Raw genomic sequence first — 20,004 nt, 5'->3', positions numbered from 1 at the left:
ATGATGTCATGAATATCACTAAAATAATTGGTTTTTAATTTCAGGTGTGAAATACGGTTCACAGTATGCTAAATTTAGCTGACAAACCGTTCCATTCAATTCAGCATACGCTTTGCTTTATTTATAATAAAAAACTAAAAATTCGTGGATAACCTCGATTGGATATATCCTACGCCTATCCTCCACACAGAGATTTATTGCATCATCTGAATTGCAGTATTTCTCTGCGGATGGATTTTCTTTAGGTGAATTGCCAGTGCCTGATTCGACTGCTGAAACTCACAACAAAGTGGACATTGTTCCATTTTATTTAATGCGGGTTCTTCAAAGAAAATGTATTTAAGGTTTTGCTTCAGACCTCTAAAATAATTTTATAATAAATTTTTGAAAAATAATTTTGTTATAATTTTTTGAAATAAATTAAAAATGATATTTGAGAAGATTCATCTGAATAAAATTTAGAACAATCATTGATTCAAAATTAGATTGTTTCAAAAAGAATGTAATGTATAAATTATAATTCCCACATATTAAGAACGTAAATATTATAATTTCCATAAAATTCTTGTTAAATTTTAATAAATTATACAATTCCTACTCATAGTTAAACCTTTTTATCTATGTAAACCGAAATTCTTATAAGATATAATATGGCTCGCGAATCTTTTGGTGGCGGTGGACGTTGTCCTCGTTGTGGAAAAGGTCCCATGGTAACTGATAATACTACAGGAGAAATGTTTTGTGGAGGTTGCGGTTTTGTACTTACTGAACGTGTAGAAGAATCTGGTCCAGAATGGAGATCATTTTCTAAAGAAGAACATGAAGATCGAAGTAGAACTGGAACTCCAACTTCACTAGCAATGCATGATATGGGACTTGCAACAATAATTGGTCCTGCTGACAAAGATGCATCTGGAAAACCACTTTCTGCTTCCATGAAAAGTACAATTGAGAGATTGAGAACTTGGGATAGTAGAAGTCAAGTTCATGAGCCAGTTGATAGAAACTTTAGACAGGCTTTCAGTGAGCTTGATAGATTAAAAGATAAACTTGCGTTATCGGATGCAGTAATTGAAAAAACTGCTTATATTTACAGAAAGGCACTTGATAAAGGCCTTGTCAGAGGCAGATCAATTCCAGGACTTGTAGCTGCTGCATTGTATGCGGCATGTAGAGATACTGAAACTCCAAGAACACTTACTGATGTTGCAAATGGAATTAACATAAAACGAAAGGATGTTGCAAGATGTTACAGACTTTTGTTGCGAGAACTTGATTTGAAAATGCCAGTTGTTGATCCAATAAAATGTGTTGCAAGAATTGCAAGTAAAGCCGGTTTGAGTGAGAAAACAAAAAGAAGAGCTCTACAAATCCTAAAAGATGCTGCAGAAATTGAGATTTCTGCTGGGAAAGACCCAATGGGACTTGCAGCCGCTGCATTGTATTTATCATGTGTCATGAATGGAGAGAACAAAACCCAGAAAGATGTTGCACAAGCTGCAGGAGTAACTGAAGTAACAATCAGAAATAGATACAAGGGATTGAAGGAATCTCTCAAGCTCTAAACTTTTTATAAAATTTTTTTCAATCTTTCGAATTAAAAATTATTCAATTTTTCTTAAAATTATTTTAGCAAGAATTTTTAAATTGAAAAATAGTTTTTACTTTACAGTATTTTGAAATTTAGTGGCGTGGCCCTTGTTCGTAGACAAGTAGAGATTACCTCTTTTATCCTCACCCAAGTGCGGATTCTATTATTTCAGTCTACGGAGCCACGCTCGTTTAAGCAGTAGATTTTACATCTTTCTGCATTATGTGGTATAATACATCATCATATTTATCATTTTACACATATTTTTTCATGTTTCTATAGTATTTTACTAAAATATTATAAAAAACTCTTGCATAACTTACAATCACAATATCAGTGTGATGTACCTTTTTGAAGATTCGTCAGCAATGAAGATTTTAAGATCTTATCCTCGACAAACTAATCTATACAATATATGAATTTAGAGTTAGATGAAACTCTCAGGTAAAGTCGCAATTGTTACGGGCGGCAGTAGAGGAATTGGTAAATCTACCGCAATTCTACTTGCACAACATGGTGCAGATGTCGTAATTACATCAAAGGATAAAACAAATCTTGAAAATGCAGTAAAAGAAATAAAAAATGCTATAGCAATTGTTGGTGACATTCGAAAGAGAACAGATGTAGAGAATGTTGTAAAAAGTACTCTAGAGCATTTTGGTAAAATCGACATTCTAGTAAATAATGCCGGTATTTTTCCCAAAGTAAAACCACTACATGAAATTTCCGAAGAAGAGTGGAATGAAGTAATTGATGTAAACTTGACTGGACAATTTCGTTTCACAAAAGCTGTGATACCACATTTGATGAAAACGGGTGGTTGTATTGTTAATGTTTCATCAAATGCAGGATTGAAATCATTTGAAAATTTTGAAGCAGATGCGTATACTGCTTCAAAAGGAGCATTGGTCTTGCTTACAAAGGCATGGGCAATAGAGTATGCCAAGTATAAAATACGCGTAAACTGTGTTTGTCCTGGAATTGTAGAAACCGATATGACACAGCCATATCTTGGAAATGAAATTGATAGATCAATGGCAGTAGCAGAGCATCCAATTGGAAGAATAGGAGTGCCAGAAGATGTTGCAAAAGCTATACTTTATCTGGTTTCTGAAGATTCATCGTGGATTACAGGTGCAATTTTACCCATAGATGGTGGTTCCATCACAAAATAATCACCCTAATCAAATTAATAGAACCTAGTACAAGACCATAACATGACACCAAAAAGGAGTCGTACGGTTAAGATAATCATCATGCTTTCAATTATTTGGTTTGCCTCTGCATTACCGGTACCTTTCCTAGTTGGTACTAATCCAACTCCTCAGCAATCCGAACAATTCAAAACCTATTTGGAAATAGCTCTTATAGTTGCCATACCTTTTACTGCAATGGGTATTGCTTGGACTCTCAAACCTGAACTTACTACACGTGGTTAGCCAAGAAACTCTACCGCTCCCAGTCCTTCAGGTGTTGTTTTTATCCACCTGGTCCTTCCAATTCTTTCAACTTCTATAAACTTCCATTCATTTAGAAGTGGTTGGATAATGTTTTTGTCAAGACTTGCAAATCTGGCTTGCTGAAAATTCTCTTCTCGTGCATTTACGACAATAAGTTTTTTTTCGTATGCAATCTTTGCCATTTCTTTTTTAGTGATTCTCCCTCCATTTTCTTGTATTATTTTTAAAGCTTGAACCAAAATTGGCTTTGGAGTATGAATTTCATAAGCGGGTAATTTGACAACCGATTTAAGGCCTAATGATAGTTGTTCTCCTTTTACACTAGAGTAACTTTCTGGTTCTGCATAATATGGTGTAAGTTTTGTCTTTCCCTGAAACATCATGCATGCCATCATACATGCAATTGCCTGAATTTTTGATCCCGAAGAGCAGTTAACAAAAATATCATTACCTTCTTCTTTTTGTACAATTTCTTTTAATGCTCTTAAGATTTTGAAAAGATCAAATCTGTTGGAGTATGCAATTTGTACTTCGATCTTTTCTTTTTTTAGCTGAGTTTTAATTTTCTCCATAAAACCTTGTGCCCTATCCTTTGATGGTTCTTCATGCATGAGAAGCCATACTCGGTCTGCTTTCATCTGTTTAGCAGGAATTGCAATTCTATCTATCTCAAAGCCTACTGGTGCTATGTGTATACGAAGATTTACTATTTTACTCATGTTAGTATGTATAGTTATCATACTATGGTGATGATATATAATAATTATGCATTTCATGAATAAACATGCAACAAAAATTCACATCAGAGCAAATCAAAGTCTCTGTTTATCCTAGAGTAAGATCAGTTTTTGAAAACTAGTCCTTCATCCAAGGTGTAGTTTCTAGATAATCTATTGACTTTATCATCTCATCAAATTTTGTCACGACTGCGGTCACTGCTCGAAATTCTTCATACATCATTTTTTCTTCGTCTTGTGATAGAACTTGATTTTCTGCAATATCAAAGAATTTGTCTTCCTTAGTTAGATGTTCATCAAGATATACTGCATATGCCTTTAGAAATCTTGCAACTGGCTCCCTTTGATCCTCCCCAGATTTCCATTTTTGTAAATATTTTGAAATATTCGATGCTATTCTTCTTCCAAACTCGTGTTCAATCATGAATACTCGGATCTCTTGTTTTAGAGAATCATAGGTTGCAACACATGGAAAATACTGATCTTCTTCTCTTGCATAATGTACCGCATCCAAAAATTCTGATATGATTAAAACTATTATTTCAATGTCAGAAAAGGGAATATCTTTACTCTCATAGAGTTTGACATAACATTTGATAACTATTTTTTCTAGTCTACGTATTTGTCTGTGATCGTTTCTTAATATCTCGGTTCCACTCATATCCGATTTCTGTTAATATCTCAAGGGTTTACTGTAAATAGTATTACTTTTTTTGGGTTGTATTGGATTATAGCAAAATGTGGAACAGATGAACCTACACCATAATATCCTGCAGGTCCTCCTAAACCTAATCTGATTAGATAATCGCTGGTTTGATCTATATCAATTTCTTTACTTTCCAATATATGTCCAGAGATCTTTTCATTTTTTGGTTTAATCTTGGAGTATATTTCATGAATTTTACCTCCCCTACGAGTTATTGCTGTCTCCATATGCTGATGTCCACATAGTATGATGTGATTGTTAACATGTTTTCCAACCTCATTAAAAGCAGATGATGCCTTGTAATGATATCCATGATAACTAAAGAATTCAAAGCCTTCATCAGTAAGTCGCTGCCAATTTCTTTGATAGAGCCAAGCTTCACTATCAGCATTTCTAGGAGTTATTTTCTTTGGATCCAATGGTCCTCCATGAATACAAAAAAGACCATTTTTTGGATCGACATACTCTAGATTACCAAATGTTCCATCATTATTTTGTTTAAAGAAGGAAAGATCCTCATTACTGAGCTTTTCATGTGCGTCCATACTTTCAAAAGAACTGGCGCTAACTTTTTTACCACTTAAGAATCCTTCATCATGATTTCCCATAACAGAAAAAATTGGATAATTCTTCTCAAGTGATTTTAGTTTTGAAATTACTTTTTTTGGATGAATACCACGCTCAAGTAAATCACCCAGATTGATGATTCTAGAGAAAGAGCCATATTTTTTTATAAATTCATTACTTGATACAGTATCAATTATTAGGTCAAGCGCATCGATATCAGCATGAATATCAGAAAATACTAGGTCCAATACACTATCTAATGTTTCAGCCTAATTTGAAATTTATGACATAAAATTCATTTCAATATTTGTATAGTATTTTGAATTATTGTTTTATGTATCTCAATACAACTGATTCTAGGATTTTAGAATAAGAAAGTAAAAGTTAGATCTTAGATAAATAAATCAAATTTCATATTAGTATCAATATCATAGCTTGCATCCTCATTACATTTACCCTATGAGGATGCAATCGTTTTATTATTCGGGATCAAATTTTTGGATAGATTGTTTTGGAATATGAAGATCTCGAAATATATCTGAATGAATTATCTTGGCCAAAATTTCAAGACCTACAACTGTTCTTGGGCCAGGTTTGCTAAAGTATTCATTTGAATTTACTGCATAGACTTCACCTTGTTTTACTGCTTTGAGCGAACTCCAATTTTTATTTTCAAGTAATTTTTCATATTCAAGAACAGTTCTCTTGACATCAAATCCACATGCCATTAGTACTAGAATATCAGGATCAAATTTTACTATCTCATCAATCTCCATTTTTCTTGACTTATCTCCTGTAGAGCTTATTCCATTTATACCGCCTGCTATCTCTACCATCTGAGGAACCCAATGACCAGCTGTAAACAGTGGATCTAACCATTCTATACAAACAACATTGGGTCTTGATATCTTTGGAATATTTTTGATATAATCTATTCTCTTTTGTAACTGTACCACAAAATCTCTTGCCTTTTCTTGTTTTCCTACTTTATTTCCTACTTGAATTATATTTTGTAATATATCATCAAGGTTGCTAGGATCTAAAACGAGAATTTCTGTTTTTCCTTCAAGCAATGTTACTGCCCTGTTGATTTCTCTGGTATATGGGGAACATACTTCACATATTCCCTGTGCTACAATAAGTTCTGGATTTGCTTTTTTTAGAACTTGCTCATCTAAAATGTAAATGTCTTTTCCTGTTTGTACTAGTTCTATTACTTTATTGTCAATTTCCTGACTAGACATTTTTTCTGGATCAAATGAGGCATGAATTACCCTAGGTTTTGATTTGGCATCTATTGGATAATTGCATTCATGGGTAACGGCAAGAACTTGGTCTCCTGCTCCTAGTTCGTATAATATTTCAGTTGCACTTGGAAGAAAGGAGACAATTCTAGTTTGCATTATATCATAAAATTTGATTCAATCTCTTAAGCTTTAGTAAATAAAATTTCAATCACAATCTTTTTTAAGGTATTATACCGTTCGGTACAGTACTAAATGATATATGTGTTGCAAGTGGAACTAACAAAAAAAGGTCTACAAAAGATACGAAAGGATTTGTTGGAAAATTACTTGAAAATATATGATCCGTTTATCTAGTCTCATGCCTGAAATGTAATCACGTCTAATTCAAAAATAATATTGAGTATAATTCTAGTATCATCTCTGTTTTCACTTGGTTTGTTTGTTCCATCTTTTGCTTCTCCATATGCTGTTCAGAATCCAATAGGTACAAATTCTACAAGTGCTACATCATCTGGAAATCTAGCAAGTCCTAATCCAATGGTCAAATCACCGTAACAACTGATAGAACCTCATATAGTTTTGGAGATACAATTACAATATCAGGAAGTACAATGATTTACATTTCTGGTCAACCGGTCACTCTCATAATCAAAAGTCCCATAGGAAATATTGTCCACCTTGAACAAGTGCCTCTAGGATCTGATAGAACATACTCTACATCAGTAGATGCAAACACAGCACTCTGGCAATCTTTAGGTATGTATCAGATACAAGTACAGTTTGGTAGTAATAGTAACACAGCTCAGACAACCTTTCAATTCAGCGGTTCATCTGGTGGAACTACAACAACTACATCTGGTATAACAATTTCAACTGATAAAACATCATACAATGTTGGGGATATTGTAAAAATAACAGGTTCAGGTTTTCCACCCAATAATCTTGTCGTATTAACTGGAGGCGGTGTACTAACTATTCAGGCTGATGGTAATGGAAATTTTGCCACTTCGTGGGGCGTGGCTAGCATATATCTGGAAGCCATAGTATTGAAGCAAGTAGCAAGATCAATGGTCAGATAGTAACTGCACAAATAACATTTTATGTTAATTCTGGAATTAATCCAATACCACCTCCAAATCAACCACTTCCACCACCAACAACAATGCCAACTAATTCTACTACTGCAAAAATTCCGAATTGGGTAAAAGCTGTTTTTGGCTTTTATGCACAAGGAAAATTATCTGACAGTGATTTAATCCAAGCATTACAATTCCTAATACAGCAAGGAATAATCAAACTATCTTAGATTTCATCATGGTCTTACCGGTGTCAAGAAAACTATTGATCACCAGTCATCTTGACAGAACCTGAAATTGGTATCTTTCGTCAGGATTCTCGTATCACTGGAAGTATGGGTTACAAAAAAATTCTTGTCTATATTCCCCCACTATTTTTAAGTGCAAAATCTATAGTGCTGCCTACATCTCCTCAAAACTTAAGAATAGCCCAAGCCTCGATTTGATTGATGACTGCTTTTACAGTTATTGGAGGCCCATCTTCAGAACAACTAGCAAAAAGAATAGCTTCTAGATTAAAATCAAAGTTTGTAAGATGTGAATTACGAGTATTCCCAGATGGAGAAAGCAAGATTACCCTCAAGGACAAGCCAGAGGGGAAAATAATAGTGGTCCAGTCAATTTATCCCCCAGTTGATTCTAATCTAATTCATAGTTTAGCTATTGTCTCACAAGCACGATCTTATTCTTCTCAAGTTTATGCAGTAATCCCATACATGGGATATGCAAGGCAAGACAGACAATTTCTGCCTGGTGAAATAATTACCATGGAACTTGTTGCAAAGATGTTCAAGGCGGCTGGTGCAACCAAGATAATTGTTGTAGATATTCACAGTATTACTGCATTAAAACAACTACAGATTCCTGCAAAAAATGTCAGTGCAGTAGAAGAATTGGTCAAGTATTTCAAAAAACTGTCACTCAACAATCCTCTTGTGGTATCACCAGACAAGGGAGGAATAGAAAGGGCTAGAAATTTTGCAAATCTTCTTGGTGTTGATTTTATTGCTCTAGAAAAACATCGGGACAAAAAAACTGGTAAAGTAGAGATCAAGACAAAAAAACATGATGGAGTAAAAGGACGAGACATTATTCTAGTTGATGACATGATAAGTACTGGAGGCAGTATTGTAAAAGCAGCAGAATTTTTAAAGAAACAAAAAAGTGGAAAAATTTATGCTTGTTGTACACATGCTTTACTAATTGGAGATGCAGAAAAAAATATAATAAAAGCTGGAGTAACAAAAATAATCAGCACCAATACCATACCAAGTAAGACATCTGTTGTAGATGTCTCATCAATTATTGTAAAGGCTATAGTCTGAATGTTACAAAGCTTCTTTGTATTACCAGGTCAATATGAAGACCTTGCAAGAGATGAAGTCATTTCAATATCAAAAATCTATGATCCTAAAACAAGTTCAAGCTCAGAATCAAGACTGGTTATACTAAAATCTAAAGTGTCATGGAAAAAAATTGCAAGCAGAGCAACATTTGTCAGAAATTCTGGAAACATTGTAGATACTTTTGATGACATATCAAAGATTGATCCGCCCATACCAAAACCTGTGTCATTTGTTTGTAGAACAATAAATTTGTCATCAAGAAAGCTTAGTCCGTCTTTATTAGAAAGACAAGCAGGACAAGTGCTCAAAAATAGATGGGGCTCCAAGGTATCACTATCAAATCCTCATCTTACAGTATATCTCATCATTACAGATTCAGAGCAGTATATCGGCTATGCAGACGTAAAAATTGAGCCAAAACTACCGATAAAGGCAATCAAGCATCCTCATGAATTAGACTTGAAGCTTAGCAGATGCATTGTAAACCTTTCACAGCTAAAAGAAGGAAAAACACTTTGTGATCCCTTTTGTGGTACTGGAACAATTTTGCTGCAAGCAGAGTCAATGGGAATGAAATCCATTGGAATTGATTTTGATCCATTAATGTGTGATATAACTAGAAAAAATCTTGCTGCAAATGGATTCAAGTCAAAGGTGATAAATTCTGGCTACAATGAAATACAAAATCTCAAGGGTACAATAGATGCAATAGTAACAGATCTTCCTTATGGAATTGCATCAAGGGCATCTGTCTCTCCAAAGAAACTAATCAAGGATTTTGTTTCCATATTACCAAAGAGAAAAAAGCTTGTAATAGTGTACAAAAAAGGTCTAGATGTAGAAGAAATGAACAAAGCAAAGAAATACGAGATCTATAGGCATAAGAGCCTGACGAGGGTTATTGCTGTAAGATGAAACTAGTATTTTTGGGAACATCGGCCGCACAGCCAACTGCTGAACGAGGCATGACTTGCATTTGTCTTGTATTAGACAGAGAGATTTTGATGTTTGATGCAGGAGAGGGTGCTCAAATTGCATTTCAAAAATCAAAGATTGGCTGGAATAAAAAAATGAAAATATTTGTGACACATTTGCATGGAGACCATTGTGTTGGAATTTTAGGTCTATTGCAGACAATGTCATTACAAAATAGAACAGAGTCTGTTGATATCTATGGTCCAACAGGAATTGAGGAATTTATTGCAGCAAATCTTAAGATACTAAATTTTGGTCTAACTTTTCCTATCAGAATAATTAGGATAAAGGAGGGACTAGTCTTTGAAGACTCTACGTATAGCGTTCATGTCTGTGAAGCAGAGCACTCGATTCCGGCGTATTCCTATCTCTTTACTGAAAAAGACAAGCCTGGCAAGTTTTATCCACAAAAGGCCAAGGAATTGGGCATTCCAGAGGGAAAACTTTGGCATGAACTTCAAAATGATACTGAAATCAAGATAGGAGACAAGACAATCAAGCCCTCAGATGTCATGGGAGAGAAACGAAAAGGCAAGAAGATTGGCATATCAGGAGATACAAGACCTACCCAGAAGCTTGAGGAATTTTTCAAAGATTGTGATTATATTACATTTGATTCTACTTATTCAGATACACTAAGGGATAAAGCAAAAGAAAATTATCATTCTACTGCAAAGGAAGCAGCAGAACTTGCAAAAAGAGCTAGAGTTTCCAATTTAATCTTGACACATTTTTCAGCAAGATATGAAGATGTCAAAGAGCTTGTCAATGAAGCAAAGACAATTCATGATTCAGTAATTGCAGCAAAGGATCTTTTAGAAGTTAACATCAAGTGAAATGTTTGAAAAAATATCAAACCAATTAAAGAAAGCAGAAAAAATTGTATTTGTTACAGGAGCTGGAATTTCTCAAGAGAGTGGAATTCCCACATTTCGTGGAAAAGATGGCCTTTGGAGAAAATATGACCCAATGAAACTTGCAACAATAGATGCATTTTATGAAGATCCAAAGCTTGTTTGGGAGTGGTATGAAGAAAGAAGAAAGAACATACTTGCTGCAAATCCAAATCCTGGGCATACTGCAATAGCAGAACTTGAAAAATACAAACAAGTTTCTGTACTGACTCAAAATATTGATGGACTACACCAGAGGGCAGGAAGTACCAGAGTCTATGAACTACATGGTAGTATCATTACAATAAAATGCACTGTTTGTGATTTCAAGGATAAGATAGTATCTAGTTTTTCACAACTTCCTCCACTATGCAAGTGTGGAAACATGTTAAGACCGGATGTTGTTTGGTTTGGAGAATCACTTCCACAGGATGTATGGAAGTCTGCAATAGAACAGGCTAGTTCTTGTGATGTGATGGTTGTTGTTGGAACTTCGCTTGCTGTATCGCCAGCTAATCTCTTGCCTGTATATGCCAAACAAAATGGTGCGACAATGATCGAAGTAAATATTGAGCAGACACCAATGTCATCAAGCATGGATATTTCCCTAAGATCATCTGCGGCAAGTACTCTTCCAGTTCTAGTCAGCACTATATCAGAATAGGCAATTTCTAATTTTATGTAAATTTTAGATTAATTTCATAAAGTTGATAGGAAATATTCTTTATTCGTTGATAGATGATGATAAATTATAAAGATTAAAGTATATTTATGTAATAAATCATACTAATTATTAAATAAGATGAAGACGTATAAGAAATAATGCAGAAAGATGCAAATTCTGGCAAATGAGTTTGCGTGACCCTGCGAAAAATGGTATATAGTTAAGTACAAAAAAATGTACGAATGGCAAGAGAAAGCTTTTGCCTATACAGGGTCACGCCGTTACACCTTTTCATATTTTATAAAATTTTAAAAAATAGCATTGAATTTAGTTATGATTTATTGTGATAATATGCCAGTCATAGTAGAGTTTTGTGCATTTGAAGGAGCATATGCAGAAGCATGTAAGGTTCCATAAATGGCATTATCTATAGTCATTTCAATCAAGTGTGGTGTGTTTGGAACATCTTTAACTTCAGTTGTGAATTTTGAAGAATAAAAAGTACCAGTAAATAAAATAGTAGAGTTGTTTCTCATTGTGACAATTACCGATTTTGTCTGTCCAGATGAATCATCAAAATTTAACATTGTATTGTTTCCTTGGTTTGTTGTAGTTAGTTGAACCACATTATAGTAATTTGGTAAAGTCGGTAAAGATGTACCAGCAACTTTGGAATATGGAGTTATTTGTAACCCACTTGAAGGATTTACTGCTGGAGCATCAGGTTTTGCTGTAAGTGTTGTAACTTGTACAGGATCACCAACATTTAGTGAACATTGACCAAATTGAATTATGTGGGTAAGTTCTGTCTGTCCGTTTATAACTTGAGCCATTTCAGGAACAGAAATTTCACATGTATCACCAGTCTTTTCAAAAACTTGACCGGTGTAGTTTTGTTGGTTTACATATTGTGAAGGAAGCTGGTTAACAGTAGTAGGGGTATTATTATTCAAAGAACTAGAGTTTGTACTTGTGGATGTTCCAGTAGAATTAGCATTGACGAGTTTTTCACCTACACTTATCGCCTTAATTTCTGCTGATTTAGAAGCATTGACGACATATGGATTACTAGTGATATTATCAATTTTTTCCTTGACTGTCTTAAGTGCCGGCTCAGTTTGAAAGATCTTTGATGAATTAGGTATCAAAATAATTAATGTGACCGCTATAATACCAATTATGATTAATTTGCCTATCAAACGATTGTTTGTCTTGGGATTTTCATAAAAAAGTAGAAATGTATACTATTTGAGTAAATGTGATAAATTTATCCAGTTATTCTACAATCTCAGGAGCTAGCCAATTAGATATTTTGTCAAGATCCTTAGAATGGATGATTACCTTGATTGGGCCCATGGCAGATTCTTCTGATTCTTCGCATATTGCTATAACATCAACATAGGCTGCCTGTTTATTGAGATAGAACCAAGTGGTATCGCCCTTTGTATTATACCGCATTTGCCTTCGGTAAATTCGATTAGCTCGATTTTTTTTAATTGTCTCTTGAATTTTCAAGAGGGATTCAAGTTCATTTGAAGTGGCCTTTATGCTTCCTTCTTTATACTGAAAATCGTTACTTTGGATAACTTTTGATACTGCAAGTCTTACCTTGGCTGGATCTTCTGAAGGATTAACTGTTGCATAGACTTCAATCTTGCAAGCAACTTTTGGAATTCTCAATTCATCCAACCTTTTATGACATGATATGCAGTATCAACAAGCTCTTCAATTGTCATATTGTTATTAGAGATTGTTTCATCTGCAAGAGCAATCGATTCACTCATACCAACTCCAATTTCTCTAGAGTCTCTTTTTGTAAAATCATCACGGTCAGATGGTGCATCAGTTCTACCCCTTTCTGTGAGAAACTTGTATCTAATATCTCCAGATGCATGTATGGCAAGAATTTTTACTGTACCAATTTTTTTTAAAATATTAACTTCTGCAAGTGATCTAACTCCATCCACTAGTACAACAACAGATTTTGAATTTTTAATATCATCTATTATTAATTCTGCCACAGCACCTGGGCCATTTTTTTCTCGTAGCTCAATCATGAGTTTTCCAAGATTTGATCCGGTAGGCTCTATTTTTCTTCGCGTAGCTTCTACTCTTACAGCATCTCCCATTGTAATTTTATCAAAGCCCTTTGATTTCAGACCCTCTGCTATTGTGGTTTTTCCTGCACCAGGCATTCCTGTGAGACATATGATAAGTTTAGACACACTCACAAACTTCATCTTCCAGTCTATGAAGCTACCGGAAATCATTATAGATACTATAATCTGAATTCCAATAATGCGTACTTTTATCGCCGTTGAAATTCATAATGAGGAAATACTAAATGCAATCACCAAAATTCAATCAGATTTTATGATAAAAGCAACTCCTGTAAATAAACAGAATATGCATTTCACATTACTTTTCTTAGGTGAGATTGATGAAAAGACTGCAGAAAATGTGAAAAAAGAGTTATCTTCAATTTCATTCAAACCGATCGAGATAAAATTTACCCATATAGGTGCATTTCCAAATCCAAGATTTCCACGTGTTATTTGGATAGGAGTGGATAAAGTAGCATCAGAGCAATTAATTGATCTTGCTACCCAAGTAGGAAAAAAACTAGAGCCGTTGGGATTCAAATCAGACAAACCTTTCAAGCCGCATCTTACAATATTTAGAATTAAAAACAAAGTAGATGATATTTCACAAACTCTAGAAAAATTCAAGACAGTTGATTATTTAGGTAAAGAAGTAATAACAGAGTTAAAGTTGAAGCAAAGCATCTTAACTCCAAATGGCCCCATATACTCTGATTTACAGGTGATTTTAGCAAAATGAGAAACATTTTGGAACAAGCTAGGAATGCATCAATTCCCACAAAACAAGAAAAAGAGAAAATGCAAGTGCTTTCAAATAATCTAGTCGAACTTGTAAAGAAAGAAGCTGCAAAATATCCAGAGGTTACTCTGGTTGAGCTTGGTGGGTCATATGCAAAGGGAACATGGCTCAAAGGCAAATTGGATCTTGATATTTTTGTTAAAATGAAAAAAGAAATAGAAGAAAAGCAGTTTGAAGAAATTGGCAGAAAGATTGGTTTTGATTCCATGAAAAAATACAAACCATATGTAAGATATTCTGAACATCCGTACGTTGAGGCAGAAGCAGAAAATACCAAAGTAAACGTTGTTCCTTGTTATGACGTAGAAAATGGACAATGGAAGAGTGCCGCAGATAGATCTTCTTTTCACACCAAATTCATACTTGAAAAATTAGATGATGAAAAAAAGAACGAGGTAAGGCTACTCAAAAAGTTTCTAATAGGAGTAGATATCTATGGTGCAGAAATAGCCACGGAAGGATTTGGAGGATATGTTGCAGAGGTTTTGATTTATCATTATGGTAGTTTCATTAAGGTTCTAGAGGCAGCAGCAAACTTTACTGAAGGACAAATAATAGGAAGTCCCACAAAGAAATTTGAAACTGCCCTGATATTGATAGATCCCATTGATAGTAACAGAAATCTAGGTACAGCAATTTCTGCGCAAAATTTTGGAAGATTCATACTTGCTGCAAGGGCTTATCTAAAAAAACCATCACTGGTATTTTTCAATGGAAAAAAATCATTTCCAAACACAAAGAATCTAAAAAATATCATAGTTGTCAAGTTTGATTATAAACATAGAAGCCCAGATATAATTTGGGGCCAAGCAAAAAGAGGAGCAACAGCTCTTTCAGGTCAGCTTGAGCTTGGAGGATTTCAAGTATTACGCAAGAGTGCCATAACAGATGAAAAATCAGAGGCTGCAATGCTTTTCCTATTACATTCACCAGTAATTGAAAAATCCATGGTTAAGAATGGTCCTGATGTATTTAGAAGATCAGAATCAGAGAGCTTTATTTTGCGAAATTCCAAGAACAAGTTAACATGGATTGATGATAATGGAAGGATTTTGTCGTTGCAAGAAAGAGAGTTTTATGACGCAAAAAAATTCTTGCAGTCTCTTTTAAAGAAGAATCTCTCAAAAGCTGGTATTCCAAACGGAATAATTCCAGACATGAAGCGTGGCTTTAAGGTACTAGAGGGTCATCAGGTGACAAGCAAATCCATTAAAAAGGCTCTGGCTGAGTTAACCTCTACCAATGAACTCATCTTTGGTTCCAATAAGTAAGCTTGTCAAAGAACCATATTCTCTCATCTTAGGATATCCAAAGGCTACAAAGGGCGAACTTACAAAGAGACATGCCGAGCTTAAAAAACTTGGAGTTACAGCAGTATCATTTCAAGGTGAGACGATTCTAAATAATATTCATGTCTTAGGCAAAGGCTACGTGGGAGTTGTAGTCTTGTCAAAATTGCACAAGAAAGATGTAGCTCTGAAGATTCGTAGAATAGATTCTAGCAGGTCAGAAATGAAGAGTGAAGCAAAACTTCTAAAGCTTGCAAACAAAGTAAACGTAGGTCCAAAGCTGATAGATAGCAGCAAGAATTTCATAATTATGGATTATGTAGTGGGTCAGAAAATAACTGATTGGGTTAGAGAGCTAAAGGGTAGGGGTAGTGCCGCAAAGCTAAAGTCAATTGTAAGACAAGTTCTAGAAGATTGCCATACTTTGGATACAATTCATCTTGATCATGGAGAGCTGAGCTACATCCACAAACATGTAATTGTAGGAGAATCTCCATGCATAATTGATTTTGAAAGTGGGAGTACAAATAGAAGAACTTCAAACGTTACATCAGCCACTCAATCTATATTCATAGGATCTGCTCTTTCAAGTGTTGTTAAAAATATTATAAAAATACCAAACAAGAAAAAATTGATAGACCCTCTAAAAAAATACAAGCATGAACAGTCAAGAGAGAATTTTGATCAAATCTTAAAGATGCTGGGGTTAGACAAGAGTTGAGTTTACAAGACATCAAGACAAATGCACTAAAGATTTCTCTTTTAGTAATACTTTCTGCTTTTGCAGTAGAATTTTTGATTGGAATTTATTCTAACAGTCTAGCCCTTATCACAGATAGTGTTCATGCGATATTGGATTCTATTGTAACTGTGATTTTGCTTGTTGCTGCAAAATGGTCTACAAAACCACCAGATAGGGAGCACACTTACGGTCATGGAAAAATTGAGACAATGGGAAGTTTTGTTGCAGGAATCATAATTCTCATTATTTCATCGTTTTTCATTTATGAGTCAATATCAAGATTCCAGGAACCAAAGCCAGAGGTTTTGCCAGGAGTTCTTGCAATCATAGCAGCAGCCTATACTCTAGGATCTATCTTCTTTAGGATAGTAATTCTAAGAAGAGCTCTTGAGAAAATAGAGGGTTCTTCGCTCAGAGTAGACCTTTATCATGCCCTCATGGATATGGGTGCCACTTCTGTTGCCTTGGTTGGAATTGTATTTGTAATCATGGGATTTTACCAAGGAGACTATATTGCAGCATTAATTTTGGGAGCTTTGCTTGCTACATTGAGTTTGAAGCTAATTCACAAGAGCGGTCTTGAACTAACAGATGCCGTTCCTGCAAATATGGTCAGAAGAGTACATGACATTGTAAACAATACAGCTGGAGTAATGAGGACAGAATCTGTTCAGATACGCAGATCAGGTAGTGATATCTTTACAGAAATTACAATATCACTAAGTGCTGCTTCTAGTTTTGAAGAAGCGCATAAAATTAGTGCTAATGTGGAAAAGAATATCAAAAATGCTATTGCAAATTCTAACGTAACTATTAACTTCAAGCCAACTTGGAAAGATGTACCTGCAGATTATATCATAAATAATGTTTCAACTTCAGTAAAGGGAGTAAAAGGAATTCATAATGTAAACTCTTTTTCTGCAGAAAATGGGATCTTCATAAGCTTGCATGTAATGGTTGACAGAAACATGTCACTTGAAGATGCCCATGGTGTATCCGATGAAATAGAATCTCAAATAAAGAAAGCGGTTGCAAATGTCAATCACATTACTATTCATCTTGAACCATATGTTTCAATTCCAAATAGCATTCCTATTGAAGATATTACAATAGAAGAACAAGTTACCAATATAATAAAAGAATATCCCAAAGTAAAAAAAGTTGGTCGAGTAATAACATTACATCTACAGGATATATTCAAGATTGATATTGATTGTTCATTTGAAAAAGATCTTACAATTGAGGAAGTTCATGATATAGTCTCAGAGATAGAAGGCAAAATAAAAAATCAGATAAAAAATGCCATAGTCACTATACATCCAGAGCCAAGCTAGTATGACAATTGAGGATGCAGTAGAATTTCTTCAAAAGGATCCACAATTAGCTGTCATTATCGATAGTGTTGGCAATTACAAATTGAAGCAAAAAAATCACCATTTTTCTACCCTTATAGAATCCATAATCTCTCAACAGATTGCAACTAGTGCAGCAGAAGCAATTTTTAAGAGATTCAAAAAACTATATCCAAAATTCCCAACAGCATCTGAAGTTCTCTCTACAAGAAAATCAAAGCTTCGTACAGTTGGTCTTTCAGGTATGAAGATCGAATATCTAAAGGATTTAGCAAGACATGTAGAAGAAGGGAAATTAAACATGAAATCGCTTTCAAAAATGAATGATGAGGACGTAATTACTCATCTAACTCAGGTTAAGGGAATAGGTAGATGGACAGCTGAGATATTTCTCATTTTTTCCTTGGGAAGACAGGATGTTTTTCCTGTTGATGATCTTGGTTTGAGAAAAGGAGTTCAAATATTATTTTCTTTGTCTGAGATTCCAAAACCAAAAGAGGTTGAAAAATTAGGAGAGAGATGGAAACCATATAGAACTATTGCAACTTGGTATCTCTGGAAGAGTCAGCAAAAGTTCAATAAAATTGGATGATTATTTATGAGATAAAATTATGATATCACTGTTTAATCAGATAGAATTAAAATTATAATCTATCAAACTGACAAAGTTTTTACCAATTGTTAGGTTATTTGTCAAAACAAGCGATTAAGTATTGTTTCTTCAATGTTTTATCAACCTGAATTAATATGACTACAGTTCTTGAACACTTTCCAGAGGAATTCAAACCAAGAGAAATACAAAGAGAGATCTTGCAAGGAATAGAACAACAACTCAAGTCAGGATTCAAGACAATCATCCTGTCAGCGCCAACTGGAGTTGGAAAATCTTTGATTGCGGCAACCCTGGCAAGATATTATGGTAGTTCCTTCATAGTTACTGCTTCTAAACAATTACAAGATCAGTATTCTAAAGACCTAAAATTTCTAATGCCTGTAAAGGGAAAATCAAATTTTGCTTGCCTGAAACTAATGGATCAGGAATCAATGGACAAATCAGATACAAAAAGCGCAATTCAGAAAGGTCTCACTTGTGAAAAGGGTCTTTGTGAAGAAACAACAATGAAGAATGGAAAAAAAGTCAAGGAGGTTTGCAGCTTCAAGCCAAAACTTGGGGAACCAGAGGATATCACCAAGGAGTTTTGTCATTATTATGAACAAAAATATCGTGCATTAACTTCGCCCCATTCAATCTGGAATTATGCATCATATTTTCAACTGATGAAGTTCAATAGAAAAGCCTATGCTGAATATGTCTCAAAACCAATAGCAATTTTTGATGAAGCTCATAAAGTAGAAGACCAGATAATTCAGTTCATAGGAGTTGATATCTATAATGGATATCTTTCCGAGTGCGGCATAGATGTAAAAACATACGATCTAGGAGACATCGGCATGATAATACAGTTGCTTGATGATTTAGCAAGATCATACTCAAAACAAATCCTTGATTTGCAGGAAAGTAGATCGTTTATGCTAAACCCTGATTATGTTTTGCTTTCCAAGTTAGAATCTAGATATGAAAAGATGGCAAATTCTCATGCAGAAATATTTTCAAACAAGAATAATTTTGTGGTAAATGATCCCTTCAACGATGAAAGAGGAAATTTCAGGTCAGTTTCAATTAAACCGCTGGACATTTCAAAATATGTCAAGACTTTCTTTGACATAGAGCATCAAGTATTCATGTCAGCTACAATAGACAAGGCTAGTTTTTGTGAAAATGCTGGACTTGAACCATCAGAGGTTGGATTTGTAGACACTCCAAGATCTCCCTTTGCTCCAGACAAAAGAAGAATTAATTTTCTTAATACAAAAAAACTGAGTTATTCTGCAAGTAAAGATGATGAACTTGCTGTCATTAAAAAAATTGATGATATCATGTCACAACATGCTGATGAAAGAGGATTGATACTTACTTCTTCAGAGAAGAGATGTTTTGATATAAAAAACAATCTTTCTGAGAAAAATAGGCATCGAATTAGAATCTGTCACAGTAGAAATGAGAATGGAATGACCCAAGATGAGATATTACAAGAACATTCTTTTGATGAAGACGGAGTATTGCTTTCATCATCGTTGTGGGAAGGAGTTGATTTAAAAGATGACTTGTCCAGGTTTCAGATAATAGCAAAAGTGCCATACCCAAATCTAAGTGAGAAACGAACTAAGATTAAGATGCAAAAATTTCCCTTATGGTACAAGTCTCAGACATTAACAAAGTTGCTACAGGGCTTTGGACGATCTATACGAAGCGAAGAGGATTGGGCTGTTACATATGTTCTTGACTCTGCTGCAAGTGATCTTTTGATGCAATCAAAACAGATGATTCCGAAAGCGTATCAGGATGTATTGGGATTTCCAAGTTATGCTTCAAGTATAAAATCTACATTGTAAAAAA

At 34.5% G+C, this 20,004-nt stretch carries 23 protein-coding genes; 16 read left to right on the top strand and 7 right to left on the bottom strand.

The genetic code is table 11. The features are described from left to right. Window positions 1-650 precede the first annotated feature (650 nt). The 3 genes from C0Q33_RS06820 (at window position 651) to C0Q33_RS06810 (ending at window position 3,030) form a co-directional block, all read left to right on the top strand. Window positions 651-1,565, top strand: coding sequence for a transcription initiation factor IIB (locus C0Q33_RS06820; protein WP_101477848.1), 915 nt, complete (start codon window positions 651-653; stop codon window positions 1,563-1,565). Window positions 1,566-2,022: 457 nt separating this feature from the next. Then, window positions 2,023-2,766: an SDR family NAD(P)-dependent oxidoreductase gene (locus C0Q33_RS06815; RefSeq protein ID WP_101477847.1), complete on the top strand. Its 744-nt coding sequence runs from the start codon at window positions 2,023-2,025 to the stop codon at window positions 2,764-2,766. Window positions 2,767-2,808: 42 nt separating this feature from the next. Continuing rightward, entirely contained in the window at window positions 2,809-3,030 is a 222-nt protein-coding gene (locus C0Q33_RS06810; RefSeq protein WP_101477846.1) for a hypothetical protein, read from the top strand. Here the strand turns inward: C0Q33_RS06810 and C0Q33_RS06805 are convergent. The 4 genes from C0Q33_RS06805 to C0Q33_RS06790 form a co-directional block, all read right to left on the bottom strand. Then, window positions 3,027-3,770, bottom strand: coding sequence for an HFX_2341 family transcriptional regulator domain-containing protein (locus C0Q33_RS06805; protein ID WP_245867369.1), 744 nt, complete (start codon window positions 3,768-3,770; stop codon window positions 3,027-3,029). The genes C0Q33_RS06810 and C0Q33_RS06805 overlap by 4 nt on opposite strands. 136 nt (window positions 3,771-3,906) lie before the next feature. Further along, entirely contained in the window at window positions 3,907-4,449 is a 543-nt protein-coding gene (locus C0Q33_RS06800; RefSeq protein ID WP_101477844.1) for a hemerythrin domain-containing protein, read from the bottom strand. A 20-nt stretch (window positions 4,450-4,469) separates the two neighbouring features. Then, entirely contained in the window at window positions 4,470-5,309 is an 840-nt protein-coding gene (locus C0Q33_RS06795; RefSeq protein ID WP_101477843.1) for a metallophosphoesterase, read from the bottom strand. A 231-nt stretch (window positions 5,310-5,540) separates the two neighbouring features. Beyond that, a complete protein-coding gene (locus C0Q33_RS06790) occupies window positions 5,541-6,464 on the bottom strand; it encodes a cobalamin-binding protein (RefSeq protein WP_101477842.1) in 924 nt (307 codons plus the stop codon). A gap of 240 nt (window positions 6,465-6,704) precedes the next feature. Here C0Q33_RS06790 and C0Q33_RS09305 point away from each other — a divergent pair, with 240 nt between their 5' ends. The 7 genes from C0Q33_RS09305 (at window position 6,705) to C0Q33_RS06765 (ending at window position 11,262) form a co-directional block, all read left to right on the top strand. Continuing rightward, window positions 6,705-6,863: a hypothetical protein gene (locus C0Q33_RS09305; protein ID WP_165776464.1), complete on the top strand. Its 159-nt coding sequence runs from the start codon at window positions 6,705-6,707 to the stop codon at window positions 6,861-6,863. 56 nt (window positions 6,864-6,919) lie between these two features. Then, on the top strand, window positions 6,920-7,387 hold the full coding sequence (locus C0Q33_RS06785; protein WP_101477841.1) for a hypothetical protein: 468 nt from the start codon (window positions 6,920-6,922) through the stop codon (window positions 7,385-7,387). An 83-nt stretch (window positions 7,388-7,470) separates the two neighbouring features. Then, window positions 7,471-7,614, top strand: a complete 144-nt coding sequence (locus tag C0Q33_RS09300) for a hypothetical protein (protein ID WP_165776463.1) — start codon at window positions 7,471-7,473, stop codon at window positions 7,612-7,614. A 219-nt stretch (window positions 7,615-7,833) separates the two neighbouring features. Then, on the top strand, window positions 7,834-8,709 hold the full coding sequence (locus tag C0Q33_RS06780) for a ribose-phosphate diphosphokinase (RefSeq protein WP_101477840.1): 876 nt from the start codon (window positions 7,834-7,836) through the stop codon (window positions 8,707-8,709). Next, on the top strand, window positions 8,710-9,645 hold the full coding sequence (locus tag C0Q33_RS06775; RefSeq protein ID WP_101477839.1) for a TRM11 family SAM-dependent methyltransferase: 936 nt from the start codon (window positions 8,710-8,712) through the stop codon (window positions 9,643-9,645). Beyond that, on the top strand, window positions 9,642-10,541 hold the full coding sequence (gene rnz, locus C0Q33_RS06770; RefSeq protein ID WP_101477838.1) for a ribonuclease Z: 900 nt from the start codon (window positions 9,642-9,644) through the stop codon (window positions 10,539-10,541). The genes C0Q33_RS06775 and rnz overlap by 4 nt, the downstream gene beginning before the upstream one ends. Before the next feature lies 1 nt (window position 10,542). After that, a complete protein-coding gene (locus C0Q33_RS06765; RefSeq protein WP_101477837.1) occupies window positions 10,543-11,262 on the top strand; it encodes an SIR2 family NAD-dependent protein deacylase in 720 nt (239 codons plus the stop codon). A 338-nt stretch (window positions 11,263-11,600) separates the two neighbouring features. Here the strand turns inward: C0Q33_RS06765 and C0Q33_RS06760 are convergent, their stop codons facing one another. The 3 genes from C0Q33_RS06760 to C0Q33_RS06750 all read right to left on the bottom strand — a co-directional run bounded on the left by C0Q33_RS06760 (window position 11,601) and on the right by C0Q33_RS06750 (window position 13,532). After that, entirely contained in the window at window positions 11,601-12,461 is an 861-nt protein-coding gene (locus C0Q33_RS06760; RefSeq protein WP_101477836.1) for a hypothetical protein, read from the bottom strand. 76 nt (window positions 12,462-12,537) lie between these two features. Then, the gene (locus tag C0Q33_RS06755) at window positions 12,538-12,942 is read right to left on the bottom strand and encodes an RNA-binding domain-containing protein (RefSeq protein ID WP_165776462.1); all 405 of its coding nucleotides are present in this window, start codon (window positions 12,940-12,942) and stop codon (window positions 12,538-12,540) included. Beyond that, window positions 12,939-13,532 (bottom strand): AAA family ATPase, encoded by a 594-nt coding sequence (locus tag C0Q33_RS06750; protein WP_245867367.1) that lies wholly within the window; start codon window positions 13,530-13,532, stop codon window positions 12,939-12,941. Before C0Q33_RS06750 ends, C0Q33_RS06755 begins: the two co-directional genes overlap by 4 nt. Window positions 13,533-13,560: 28 nt before the next feature. Between C0Q33_RS06750 and thpR the strand changes: the two genes are divergently transcribed. From thpR to C0Q33_RS06720, 6 genes are all read left to right on the top strand, one after another. After that, the gene (gene thpR / locus C0Q33_RS06745; RefSeq protein ID WP_101477834.1) at window positions 13,561-14,103 is read left to right on the top strand and encodes an RNA 2',3'-cyclic phosphodiesterase; all 543 of its coding nucleotides are present in this window, start codon (window positions 13,561-13,563) and stop codon (window positions 14,101-14,103) included. Further along, window positions 14,100-15,434, top strand: coding sequence for a CCA tRNA nucleotidyltransferase (gene cca, locus C0Q33_RS06740; RefSeq protein ID WP_101477833.1), 1,335 nt, complete (start codon window positions 14,100-14,102; stop codon window positions 15,432-15,434). Before thpR ends, cca begins: the two co-directional genes overlap by 4 nt. Beyond that, window positions 15,406-16,173 (top strand): protein kinase, encoded by a 768-nt coding sequence (locus C0Q33_RS06735; RefSeq protein ID WP_101477832.1) that lies wholly within the window; start codon window positions 15,406-15,408, stop codon window positions 16,171-16,173. Before cca ends, C0Q33_RS06735 begins: the two co-directional genes overlap by 29 nt. Next, a complete protein-coding gene (locus tag C0Q33_RS06730; protein WP_101477831.1) occupies window positions 16,170-17,528 on the top strand; it encodes a cation diffusion facilitator family transporter in 1,359 nt (452 codons plus the stop codon). Before C0Q33_RS06735 ends, C0Q33_RS06730 begins: the two co-directional genes overlap by 4 nt. 1 nt (window position 17,529) lies before the next feature. Further along, window positions 17,530-18,138 carry a DNA-3-methyladenine glycosylase family protein gene (locus C0Q33_RS06725; protein WP_101477830.1) on the top strand — a complete coding sequence of 203 codons (609 nt, stop codon included), beginning with the start codon at window positions 17,530-17,532 and terminating at the stop codon, window positions 18,136-18,138. A 155-nt stretch (window positions 18,139-18,293) separates the two neighbouring features. Then, window positions 18,294-20,000, top strand: a complete 1,707-nt coding sequence (locus C0Q33_RS06720) for a helicase C-terminal domain-containing protein (protein ID WP_101477829.1) — start codon at window positions 18,294-18,296, stop codon at window positions 19,998-20,000. The last annotated feature ends 4 nt before the right edge of the window (window positions 20,001-20,004 follow it).

Origin of the sequence: Candidatus Nitrosotalea bavarica, from assembly GCF_900167955.1 — an archaeon.
Lineage (GTDB): Archaea > Thermoproteota > Nitrososphaeria > Nitrososphaerales > Nitrosopumilaceae > Nitrosotalea > Nitrosotalea bavarica.
This window is presented reverse-complemented; position numbering and strand designations above follow the sequence as displayed.

Coding starts and splice junctions, on each gene's coding strand:
- C0Q33_RS06820 (WP_101477848.1), top strand. CDS start 651: ATGGCTCGCGAATCTTTTGGTGGCGGTGGACGTTGTCCTCGTTGTGGA.
- C0Q33_RS06815 (WP_101477847.1), top strand. CDS start 2,023: ATGAAACTCTCAGGTAAAGTCGCAATTGTTACGGGCGGCAGTAGAGGA.
- C0Q33_RS06810 (WP_101477846.1), top strand. CDS start 2,809: ATGACACCAAAAAGGAGTCGTACGGTTAAGATAATCATCATGCTTTCA.
- C0Q33_RS06805 (WP_245867369.1), bottom strand. CDS start 3,770: ATGAGTAAAATAGTAAATCTTCGTATACACATAGCACCAGTAGGCTTT.
- C0Q33_RS06800 (WP_101477844.1), bottom strand. CDS start 4,449: ATGAGTGGAACCGAGATATTAAGAAACGATCACAGACAAATACGTAGA.
- C0Q33_RS06790 (WP_101477842.1), bottom strand. CDS start 6,464: ATGCAAACTAGAATTGTCTCCTTTCTTCCAAGTGCAACTGAAATATTA.
- C0Q33_RS06785 (WP_101477841.1), top strand. CDS start 6,920: ATGATTTACATTTCTGGTCAACCGGTCACTCTCATAATCAAAAGTCCC.
- C0Q33_RS09300 (WP_165776463.1), top strand. CDS start 7,471: ATGCCAACTAATTCTACTACTGCAAAAATTCCGAATTGGGTAAAAGCT.
- C0Q33_RS06780 (WP_101477840.1), top strand. CDS start 7,834: ATGACTGCTTTTACAGTTATTGGAGGCCCATCTTCAGAACAACTAGCA.
- C0Q33_RS06775 (WP_101477839.1), top strand. CDS start 8,710: ATGTTACAAAGCTTCTTTGTATTACCAGGTCAATATGAAGACCTTGCA.
- rnz (WP_101477838.1), top strand. CDS start 9,642: ATGAAACTAGTATTTTTGGGAACATCGGCCGCACAGCCAACTGCTGAA.
- C0Q33_RS06765 (WP_101477837.1), top strand. CDS start 10,543: ATGTTTGAAAAAATATCAAACCAATTAAAGAAAGCAGAAAAAATTGTA.
- C0Q33_RS06750 (WP_245867367.1), bottom strand. CDS start 13,532: ATGATTTCCGGTAGCTTCATAGACTGGAAGATGAAGTTTGTGAGTGTG.
- thpR (WP_101477834.1), top strand. CDS start 13,561: ATGCGTACTTTTATCGCCGTTGAAATTCATAATGAGGAAATACTAAAT.
- cca (WP_101477833.1), top strand. CDS start 14,100: ATGAGAAACATTTTGGAACAAGCTAGGAATGCATCAATTCCCACAAAA.
- C0Q33_RS06735 (WP_101477832.1), top strand. CDS start 15,406: ATGAACTCATCTTTGGTTCCAATAAGTAAGCTTGTCAAAGAACCATAT.
- C0Q33_RS06725 (WP_101477830.1), top strand. CDS start 17,530: ATGACAATTGAGGATGCAGTAGAATTTCTTCAAAAGGATCCACAATTA.
- C0Q33_RS06720 (WP_101477829.1), top strand. CDS start 18,294: ATGACTACAGTTCTTGAACACTTTCCAGAGGAATTCAAACCAAGAGAA.